The organism is Kitasatospora sp. MY 5-36 (genome assembly GCF_001182915.1).
Classification (GTDB): Bacteria; Actinomycetota; Actinomycetes; order Streptomycetales; family Streptomycetaceae; genus Kitasatospora.
This window is the reverse complement of record NZ_LFVW01000494.1, coordinates 1-8,766: the sequence shown is the minus strand read 5'-3', so window position 1 is coordinate 8,766 and position 8,766 is coordinate 1. Positions and strand designations below refer to the sequence as shown.

The following is an 8,766-nucleotide window of genomic DNA, read 5'->3' as shown; positions in this document are numbered from 1 at the left end:
CTGGCCGGCGGAGGCGCCGGCTGCGCCGGTGCCGCTCGCCGGGCTGCCGGTCGCCGGGCTGCCGTTGGCCGCGGTGCCGTTGGCCGGACTGCCGTTCGCCGCACTGCCGTTCGCCGCGCCCCCGGAGCCGGGCAGGCTGTAGGAGCGGCTGCGCATCACGCTGTCGGTGTGCACGGGCAGGTCGCCGAAGAGCTTCTGCCGGTAGGAGGCGAGCGCCTCCTCGTCCTTCGTCCGCTGGTCGAGTCCGTGCTCGCCGGTCACCGTCACCGTGGTCCGTGCGTGACCGGGCCCTTGGAGCGCCTGTCGCAGGCCGGCCTCGCCGACACTGCTGTTGAAGGCGACCAAGGCGGTCAGCACGGATGTGGTGATCAGCACCGCGAGCAGGACGGCGGCAGCCAGCGGCACTCGTCCGCGCAGTCGGCGCACGACGAAGCCGAGCATCAGGTTCCTCCCCCGGACTTACGTCCCCGGTTGCATCCCCGGGCCCCGCTCGTCGGTCCGATCCGAGTGCCGATCCGCGTGCAGATCGGTCACAGATGGACACACCGCGGGCACACCGGCGCATTGATCACCGGCTATCGGTCGCCGGATAGCGGACGATGCTGTCAGATTCGATCCAGGAACGGAAGGGACTTGCGCGAATCAAGTAAGCAGTGAGCAAATTCCTTTCATTGGTAGCATCCCGGCCGGGGATGCCCTACTTGAAATGCCATGAACACCTCACAAATCCGGCTTCGGCGCACTCCTTTGGCCCGGGACACCGACTTCTCGGATTCCCGCCCGGGAACGTGAACCGCCGGAGCACTCATATCCGTAGAACCGGACGGGACCCGGATGGAACCGGGCCGCCACGCCCACAGGGGGACGCCGCATGACGCAGCCTCAGGCCGCCACCGCCGACACCACCACCCAGCCGATGGTGGCCGTCACCGACCTCCGCCGGAGCTTCGGCACCGGCGAGCGGACCGTGCACGCCCTGCGCGGCGTCTCGTTCACCGTCGGCCGTGGTGAACTCACCGCGCTCAAGGGCCGGTCCGGCTCCGGCAAGACCACCCTGCTGAACCTGGTCGGCGGCCTGGACGCACCGACCGGCGGCAGCATCGCGCTGGACGGCATCGACCTCGCCTCGCTGGACGAGGACGGCCGGCTCGCCCTGCGGCGGGAGCGGATCGGCTTCGTCTTCCAGTCCTTCGGGCTGATCCCGATGCTCACCGCCGCCGAGAACGTCGGCGTGCCCCTGCGGCTGCGCAAGGCCCCGGCCGCCGAGCGCGAGGAGCGCGCCCATACCCTCCTCGCCCTGGTCGGCCTCGCCGACCACGCCAACCAGCGCCCCGGCGAGCTCTCCGGCGGCCAGCAGCAGCGCGTCGCCATCGCCCGTGCGCTGGCCAACCAGCCCAGCCTGATCATCGCCGACGAGCCGACCGGTCAGCTGGACTCCGAGACCGGCCGTTCGATCATGGAGCTGCTGCGCGCGGTGGTGCGCAGCGAGGGCGTCACCGTGCTGGTCGCCACCCACGACCCGACGCTGATGGGGCTCGCCGACCGGGTGATCGAGGTCCGGGACGGACGGATCGTCGAGGAGGAGGCGGAGCAGGCCGCCTAGCGGAACGGCCCGGGCCCCCCGGGAGGCTGATCCCGGTGTGCGCTACGGGTGCGCGTGACAGGACTGCTTTACGGGGGTGGGGATGCGGGGTGCCTCCCCGCCCCCGTGGGGCGCCGGCGCTCGGACTCAGGGCCCGGCCGGGATGATCGATTGGGCGTGGTGGAACACCTCATCCCCGTCCCAGTAGGCCTTGGTGCGTTGCAGCCGTGGGTAGTTGCCCTTGTAGTAGAGGCGCGGGTAGTCCGGGTCGGGCTGGTCGGCGGTGCCCAGGTCGGTGTCCGGGTAGTTGACGTAGGCGCCGTCCGTCGCGGTGTCGACCTCCGGGACACCGCCCGTCTCCCGGTAGACGTCGCGGTACAGCCCGCTCAGGTAGGCGAGGTGCTTCTCGTCCTCGGCCGGGTCCGTCCAGTGCGTCTGGTACTGCAGCTTCATGATCGAGTCGCGCTGCGGGACGGCCGTCTCCTCGGGGCGGCGGGCGTTGATCCGGCAGCCGTAGGAGTCGATCTGGACCACCGTGTTCGAGAGGTCCACCCCCTCGACGTCCCGCGTCAGCCAGTCCCAGAAGGCGGCGATCTGCGCCGGGGCGAACGGCTCCCGGTGGTAGGCCGACTTGTGCTTGCCCCGCTCGTTGTCTCCCGAGGGGTTGAGCGTCATGGTCGCCTGGAACCAGGGCATCCGGCGCCGCTTGTCCGGGTAGGGCAGGAACAGCCCGCCGGCCGAGCGGGTCTGCACCACCGGGCGCGTCGTCATCCCCTGTTCGACGGCGGCCACGAAGGCGTCGAGCGGGGCCGGGTCCGCTCCGTCCCACTGGCTGAACAGGACGACGTTCCCGTTGGAGTGGTGGGTGAGCTTGAGGATGGCGAACAGCCCCTGGTACACCGCCTCCCGCGGGCCGCTGTGCTCGGCCATGAAGGCACCGAAGTTGGCCACCAGGGTCTCGAAGTCGGCCGGCCGCCGGAGCAGTTCGGCCCAGGGCCAGGCCACGCTGCTCAGCCAGACCCGGGGCGGCGGCTGGGGCACGTCCGACGCGAAGTGGTAGCGCAGCACCACCCCGAAGTTCCCGCCCCCGCCGCCGGTGTGGGCCCAGAAGAGGTCCTGCTCGGGCGAGCCCGGCGCGTCCTCGCGGTGCGCCTTCGTCACCACCGCCCGGCCGCCCCGGACGGTGACCACGTCGACCTGGACGAGGTGGTCGACGGTGAGCCCGTGCCGCCGGGAGAGCAGGCCGTACCCGCCGCCGCAGACGTGCCCGCCCGCGCCGACCGAGTAGCAGGACCCGGCGGGCAGGGTGACGGCGTACTCCCGGAACAGCGTGGTGTAGACGTCCCAGTTGGTCGCGCCGCCGTCGACGCCGTAGGTGGGCCGGCCGAACTTGTCGGTCGAGGCGGCGACGCCGCGCATCGTGCCGAGGTCGAGGATGACGCCCTGGTCGTTGTCGACGAAACCCTCGTAGCAGTGCCCGCCGCCGCGGACCGTCGGCCGTAGCCCGGCGTCCAGCGCGCGGTTCACCTCGGCGACCGCGTCGGCCTCGTCGCCCACCAGCCGGATGTAGGCGGGACTGCTGCTCCACCGCTGGTTGAAGCCCTGGGCGAGGGTCTGGTAGCGGGGGTCACCGGGGAGCACCGACCGCCCCTTCGGCAGCTCCCGGCGCGCGCCCTCGGCCGCCGCCGCGCCCGTGGAAGCGGCGGTGATCCCGGCGGCCGCCGCGCCGGCACCGCCCAGGAATCCCCGCCGGGAGAATTCGTACCGCATGTTCCGTCCCCACTTTCCCGAGTCCGAGAGAAGCCGGCGGCCCGCACGCTAACACGGATATCCGACCACGGGAATCGGTTAATGGAAAGTGTGACAGTACGTCATTCCTGCTGGTCCAGCCTGGTCTTGACCGTCGCCGTGACGCCGGAATCCCATTGTCAGTGGCATGGGCTATGGTCGCCGACGAATCGCAGGAATCCGCTCCACGGGAGGTTCGATGACGATCCGTCTCCGCGTTCTCCGTGTTCTCCGGGCCCTCCCGGCCCTCCGGGAACTCGCCCGGAAAACACGGTCGTGGTGGCCGGCTACACCGCCGACCACCACGACCGTCAAACCCTCCCCCGGATCACCGGGGGCCGTTCCGTCAGACCGCCGGGAAGATCTCCGCGTCCGGCTTCAGCAGCTGGCCGGCCGCCGGCGCGGTGCCGTCGACCAGGTAGCGGGTGACCATCTTGTTCAGCGCCTGGCTGCGGCCGACCGCGCAGTGCTCGATCGAGTCGACGCTGACCAGCACCGCGTTGCCCAGCTCCTGCTGCATCCGCTGGGCGAACTTGTACTGGGTGGCCGGGTCGTAGAGGTTGCCGATCACCATCACGGTGTTGGAGGTCTTCTTGTTCCACGGGCCGGAGAAGCGCTCGGCGTCCCGGGCCGGGGCCGGCCAGCTCGCGCACGCGGGCGCGTCGAAGGCCTGGTAGCGGCCGAAGGTCGGCATCTCCTTCTCCCAGGCCTTGGCCGCGTTCGCGAACACCCGGTCGTTGGAGGGGTACGGCTTGTCCTGGCAGTTGACGGCCATGTAGGAGTCGTCCGCGGTGTACTCGGAGTCGACCGGGGCCTCCCGCAGCGCCGTCCGCGGGACGTCCACCGAGAGCAGGTTGGCGTCCTCGTCCGAGACGTTCGCCTGCGGGGCCAGCAGGGCGGCCGCGGCCGGCTTCTGGAACACCTGGTAGGTCGCCTGGAGGGACTTGGCCAGCGGGGCCAGCTTGGCCTGCGAGTACAGGGCGCTGGCCACCTCGCCGGTGAAGCTGCTCAGCGTCACCTTGGAGCCGTTCGGCAGCGTGATCGGGCTGGTCCGCAGGTGGTCGCGGAGCTGGTCGAACTTGGCCCGGGTGTCGCCCTCGCCGAAGGCGCAACGCGGGGCGCCGGCGGTCTGGCAGCGCTTGAGGAACTCGTCCAGGGCCAGCTCGAAGCCGTTCGCCCGCTGGCGGTCGTACTCCAGGCCGTTGTGCAGGCGCAGGTTCGGGTCGACGTTGCCGTCGACGATGATCGCGCGGACCTTGTTCGGGTACATGTTGGCGTACGTCGAACCGATCAGGGTGCCGTAGGAGAACCCGGCGAAGGTGAGCTGGGCGTCACCGACGGCGCGGCGCATCCGGTCGAGGTCGCGCACCACGTTGATGGTCGACATGTGCTCGATCAGCGGGCCGGCGTTCTTGCTGCACGCGTCGGTGTAGTCCTGGTCCGCGTCCAGCGTCTCGTTGATCTCGGCCTTGGTGACCGGCACGCCGACCATGCGGTTGGTGACCGCGTCGGCGTCCTCCTGGGTCTTGAAGCACTTGAGCGGGTTGCTCCGGGCCACGCCGCGCGGGTCGAAGCCGACCAGGTCGAATTTCGACTGCACCTCGGTGCCGAAGCGGGCGGTCGTCGCCCACAGGTAGCCGCTGCCGCCCGGGCCGCCCGGGTTGAGGAACAGCGAGCCGATCCGCTTCGACGGGTCGCTCGCCCGCCGCCGCATCATCGCGATGCCGACCTTCTCGCCCGACGGCTTGTCGTAGTCCAGCGGCACGGGGTAGACGGCACAGTCGTAGATGCCGGGGTCCGGCTTGGTCGGGTCGGGGTTGCACGGCGTCCAGGCGACGGGATCGACCTTCGCCTCGGCCAGGCTCGGGGTCTGGTCAATAGGCGCTGCCGAAGCGGCGGCGGCGGTGCCGGTGACAAGTGCGAGAGCGCAGGTGACCGCTCCGGCCAGCGTGGATATGCGGGACAAGGAACCTCCTCCGTACTGAAAGGGCGGCCCCAGCCTGTCAGTCGGAGATCTCCGTGGGAAGACCTGGGAGCGGCGTAAATCATCCACCCGTCATGTGACACATCGCGAAATATTCTGTGAATGAACCAACTTGACGGTTGATTGACCTGAGATTTCGTCATCCCGCGTTGCCGATCGACCGTCGGTCGTCCGGGTTCGGTGGGGGCGGGCGGCGTCCGGCGGGGGGCCTGCACAGTCGACCGAGGGCGCGGATTTCCCGCGCGGCCGAACACCCAGGGGCTCCCGCTATTGCGCGTTCGGCATCGAGGGCACGGCGCTCCCCGCCGGTGCTCGGCGGCCCGTGGAGGGGAGATGGTCCCAGGCGTGCCGCTCCTCGCAGGCGCGAGCCGGGTCGCGCCGGCGAGGAGCGGCACGCCTCAACTCGCGGCCGCTCCCCGCAGGGCGGCCGCCACCAGCCCCTGGATCGCGTCGGCACCGGGCTCGCCGCCGCCCACCAGGTGCTCGAAGACCAGGCCGTCGACGCAGGCCAGCAGTGTGGCGGTCCGCCCGTCGGGATCGGTCACGCCCTGGTCGGCGAGGAACGCGCGGACGGCGGTGCGCCCGGCGTTCTCCCGCGGGACGAGGATCTCGCGCAGCTCGGGATCGCGCACGCTCTCCACCGCGCAGGCGTACCGGGCCAGCGAGCGCCGCCGCCCGTCGCCGGACAGTCGTTGCCGCATCAACTCGGCGATGCCGTCGGCCAGTTCCTCCGACGAACGGACCGGCACCCGCTCCCCCATGGCGTGCAGCTCGCCCTGGTCCAGCTCCACCAGCCGCCGCACCAGTGCGGTGAGCAGGGCCTGCCTGGTCCGCAGGTAGGCCGAGGTGGTTCCGACCGGCAGCCCGGCCGCCGCGTCGACCGCCCGGTGGGTCAGTCCGCGCACCCCGAGGTCGGCCAGCACCCCGATCGCGGCGTCCGCCAACACCGTCCGGCGGTCCGGCCGCCCCGCATCGTCCCGCTTCTGGTCCTCGTGTCGCCGCATCCCTCCTTTCTACCGGGGCCGCGGCACCCGGCGCGCACCACCTCGGTCCGAGCCGACCGCCGACCGCCGACCGCCACCCCGAACCGCCCCGACGGCCCCCGACCGACCCGCCCCCACCCCCGTCCACCTGCCGGCACCCCCGTAGTACGCTCCTTCTACAGATGTAGAAAGCAGCGCGGCAACACGGGAAGGACCGGGCATGAGCAGCAGCAGCGCGGTGGTGGTCGGGGGCGGCATCGGCGGACTGGCGGCCGCGATCGGGCTCCGACTGGCGGGGTGGGATGTGACCGTGGTCGAGCGGGCGGCCGTCCTGGACGATGCGGGCGCCGGCATCTCGCTGGCCGCCAACGGGATGCGCGCGCTCGCCGCCCTGGGGGTCGGCGAGGCGGTCGAGGCTGCCGCCCGCCGCCAGTACACCGGCGGCACCCGGACGCCGGATGGCCGCCGGCTCGCCGCGATGGACGGTGCGGCACTGGAACGCGAGCTGGGCGCCCCGATCGTCGGGATCCCCCGCGCTGCTCTGCACCGCATCCTGCGCGAGGCGCTGCCCGCCGAGTCCCTGATCGTCGGCGCCGAGGTGACCGAGCTGGACACCACCCGGCCGTTCCGGGTCCGGGCCGGATTCGGCGGCACCACCCCGGCGACCGACACCCAGCAGGCCAACCCCCGGCAGACCGACCCCCAGCACGCCGACCCCCGGCACGCCGACCGCCAACACGCCGACTCCCGGCACGCCGACCGCCCGAAGGCCGACGTCCTGGAGGCCGACCTCCTGGTCGCGGCCGACGGCATCAACAGCAGGCTCCGGCGCCGCCTCTTCCCCGACCATCCCGGGCCGGTCTACAGCGGCTCGACGGTGCTCCGCGCGATCACCGAGCGCCCGGTCGACGGACTGAGGGCCGACTTCGAGATCACCTGGGGACACGGCGCCGAGTTCGGCCACATCGCCTTCCCGGACGGCACCGCCGAGTGGCACGCGGTCCTGAACGCCCCGGCCGGGGTCCGCTACCAGGACCCGCTGGCCGAGGTCCGCCGCCGCTTCGCGCCCTGGCACGAGCCGATCCCCTCGCTGCTGGCCGCGACCCGGCCGGAGGCGGTGCTGCACCACGACATCAACGAGCTGACCACCCCTCTGCCCTCCTACGTCTCGGGGCGGGTCGCACTGCTCGGCGACGCGGCGCACGCCATGACGCCCCACCTCGGCCAGGGCGCCTGCCAGGCCCTGGAGGACGCGGTGACCCTGGCGGCGGCGCTCGCCGAGGCCCGGACGGTCGAGGGCGCGCTCGCCCGGTACGACGCGGCCCGCCGTCCGCGCAGCCAGACCGTGGCCCGGGACGCCCGCCGGGCCGGCCGGATGGGCCAGCAGCTCGCCCACCCCCTGGCGGTCGGCCTGCGCAACGCCGCGATCCGGCTCACCCCGCCCGGCGCGATGGTCCGGACCGTCCTGCGGCACGCCGACTGGACGCCGCCGCGGATCGCTCCGCGTGCCGCCTAGGCACAAGCCCATGGTCCCGCTTGACGCGGAATCAAGTTAGGCGCCATATTACTTCTCGTGACCCAGTACTCCGCGGGCGGTCCCACCGCCCCCAGCCTCGACCAGGCGCGCCGCCAGATCGCCCGCTACGGCCTCTCGGCCGATCCGCAGGCGATTCTGGTCGCGACCCGGCTGATGGCGGCGGGCGCCCGGATCAACCAGGCCGGCGAGGTGCACTTCGGCCGCTTCGGCCTCTCCACCGGCCGCTACCGACTGCTGGCGGACCTGGAGGACCACGGCGGCGAGAAGTCGCCCTCCCAGCTCGCGGCGAGTCTCGGCGTCTCCCGGGCGACGGTGACCGGCCTGGTCGACGGCCTGGAGCGGGAGGGCCTGGTGGCCCGCCGGCCGTCCACCGAGGACGGCCGCGGCAACGTGGTGATCCTCACCGCGCGGGGCGCCGACCGGCTGCGGGAGCTGGCGCCCGAGCACTTCGCCCGGATGCAGGCGCTGGTCGGGGGGCTCTCCACCGAGGAGCGCGCCACCTTCCTCGACCTGCTGGCCCGGGTGGTCGCGGGCATGGACGCGCTCACCGAAGACTGATCCGCACCCAGGCGGGCCGCCGTTCGGCGGCCCGCCTCCCCTCAGCCCCAATAGTTAGGTACCTAAGCACAAATACTTAGGTACCTAACTACCAACGAAAGGACATCCGCTCCGATGAGCAAGAAGGCCCCCGGCGCTCCCCCGCCCTTCGTCCTGTGGCGCGAGGTCCTGCTCGCCTACGCCATGCCCGCCGCCATGGCCGGGGCCGGCGGAGCCGTCACCGGCCAGCCCCAGCTGGTGGCCGCCGCGCTCACCACCATCGGCGGCACCTCCGCCCTGGTGGCCGCCGCACTCGGCGCCGCACTGCGCCGCCGCCCCGTCCGCACCCGGCCGG

The 8,766-nt window shown here is 72.3% G+C and carries 6 protein-coding genes and 2 pseudogenes; 4 read left to right on the top strand and 4 right to left on the bottom strand.

The window, feature by feature from the left end; translation table 11 throughout:
* Positions 1-441: pseudogene (locus AE652_RS28035) on the bottom strand (hypothetical protein); the annotation flags it as partial.
* Positions 442-871: 430 nt separating this feature from the next.
* On the opposite strand from AE652_RS28035, the gene AE652_RS28030 reads away from it, so the two are divergent.
* On the top strand, positions 872-1,603 hold the full coding sequence (locus tag AE652_RS28030) for an ABC transporter ATP-binding protein (RefSeq protein ID WP_049656422.1): 732 nt from the start codon (positions 872-874) through the stop codon (positions 1,601-1,603).
* Positions 1,604-1,729: 126 nt separating this feature from the next.
* Here the strand turns inward: AE652_RS28030 and AE652_RS28025 are convergent, their stop codons facing one another.
* The 3 genes from AE652_RS28025 to AE652_RS28015 all read right to left on the bottom strand — a co-directional run bounded on the left by AE652_RS28025 (position 1,730) and on the right by AE652_RS28015 (position 6,358).
* Positions 1,730-3,352 (bottom strand): FAD-dependent oxidoreductase, encoded by a 1,623-nt coding sequence (locus AE652_RS28025; RefSeq protein WP_049656420.1) that lies wholly within the window; start codon positions 3,350-3,352, stop codon positions 1,730-1,732.
* Between the two features lie 364 nt (positions 3,353-3,716).
* Complete coding sequence (locus tag AE652_RS28020; RefSeq protein ID WP_198959396.1) at positions 3,717-5,336, bottom strand: alpha/beta hydrolase; 1,620 nt, start codon at positions 5,334-5,336, stop codon at positions 3,717-3,719.
* Between the two features lie 416 nt (positions 5,337-5,752).
* Positions 5,753-6,358 carry a TetR/AcrR family transcriptional regulator gene (locus tag AE652_RS28015; RefSeq protein ID WP_049656417.1) on the bottom strand — a complete coding sequence of 202 codons (606 nt, stop codon included), beginning with the start codon at positions 6,356-6,358 and terminating at the stop codon, positions 5,753-5,755.
* A gap of 199 nt (positions 6,359-6,557) precedes the next feature.
* Here AE652_RS28015 and AE652_RS28010 point away from each other — a divergent pair, with 199 nt between their 5' ends.
* The 3 genes and pseudogenes from AE652_RS28010 to AE652_RS28000 form a co-directional block, all read left to right on the top strand.
* The gene (locus AE652_RS28010; protein ID WP_049656414.1) at positions 6,558-7,853 is read left to right on the top strand and encodes an FAD-dependent monooxygenase; all 1,296 of its coding nucleotides are present in this window, start codon (positions 6,558-6,560) and stop codon (positions 7,851-7,853) included.
* Positions 7,854-7,910: 57 nt separating this feature from the next.
* A complete protein-coding gene (locus AE652_RS28005) occupies positions 7,911-8,432 on the top strand; it encodes a MarR family winged helix-turn-helix transcriptional regulator (RefSeq protein WP_049656412.1) in 522 nt (173 codons plus the stop codon).
* A 114-nt stretch (positions 8,433-8,546) separates the two neighbouring features.
* Positions 8,547-8,766 (top strand): annotated as a pseudogene (locus AE652_RS28000) (hypothetical protein); the annotation flags it as partial.

Bases quoted from the DNA above. Each gene is read 5' to 3' on its own strand.
- AE652_RS28030 (WP_049656422.1), top strand. From the start codon at position 872: ATGACGCAGCCTCAGGCCGCCACCGCCGACACCACCACCCAGCCGATG.
- AE652_RS28025 (WP_049656420.1), bottom strand. From the start codon at position 3,352: ATGCGGTACGAATTCTCCCGGCGGGGATTCCTGGGCGGTGCCGGCGCG.
- AE652_RS28015 (WP_049656417.1), bottom strand. From the start codon at position 6,358: ATGCGGCGACACGAGGACCAGAAGCGGGACGATGCGGGGCGGCCGGAC.
- AE652_RS28010 (WP_049656414.1), top strand. From the start codon at position 6,558: ATGAGCAGCAGCAGCGCGGTGGTGGTCGGGGGCGGCATCGGCGGACTG.